Source organism: Erwinia sp. STN24, from assembly GCF_041320675.1.
Classification (GTDB): domain Bacteria; phylum Pseudomonadota; class Gammaproteobacteria; order Enterobacterales; family Enterobacteriaceae; genus Erwinia; species Erwinia aeris.
Map to the genome: position 1 here is coordinate 1 of NZ_JBGGPM010000018.1, position 607 is coordinate 607.

2 tRNA genes are annotated in these 607 nt (G+C 48.4%); both read left to right on the top strand.

Annotation, left to right across the window (positions count from 1 at the left end):
- Nucleotides 1–46 precede the first annotated feature (46 nt).
- A tRNA-Ile gene (locus tag ACA373_RS22120) sits at nt 47–123 on the top strand.
- Nucleotides 124–274: 151 nt separating this feature from the next.
- Nucleotides 275–350: transfer RNA gene (locus ACA373_RS22125), tRNA-Ala, on the top strand.
- Nucleotides 351–607: the final 257 nt, after the last annotated feature.

The following is a 607-nucleotide window of genomic DNA, read 5'->3' on the forward strand; positions in this document are numbered from 1 at the left end:
ACACAGATTGTCTGATAGAAAAGTAACGAGCAGAAAAAACCTCTACAGGCTTGTAGCTCAGGTGGTTAGAGCGCACCCCTGATAAGGGTGAGGTCGGTGGTTCAAGTCCACTCAGGCCTACCAAATTCTTTCCTGTCCTGCGTTGTGACTTCACTTGCATATCGTGATATGCGGCGCGAAGCCACGCCTTGACCAGAAAAGAATTACATTTCCCGTAAAAAGGACGTGTCACTCGCGGTTGAGTGGTAGTAGATGGTCTCTGCAGTAACTGTATGGGGCTATAGCTCAGCTGGGAGAGCGCCTGCCTTGCACGCAGGAGGTCAGCGGTTCGATCCCGCTTAGCTCCACCATGCAGTTTACAAAAACTATCTCAAAACTGGCTTTCGAGTCACGTTTGAGATATTTGCTCTTTAACAATCCGGAACAAGCTGAAAATTGAAACGACATGTCGTTTTCATTCTCCGTAATAAGAATGAAATCAACGATATGTTCGAGTCTCTCAAATGCTTGCAGCTGACAATCGTCTTTCGGGACGCTTGTGGGTTGTGAGGTTAAGTGACTAAGCGTACACGGTGGATGCCCTGGCAGTCAGAGGCGATGAAGGGCG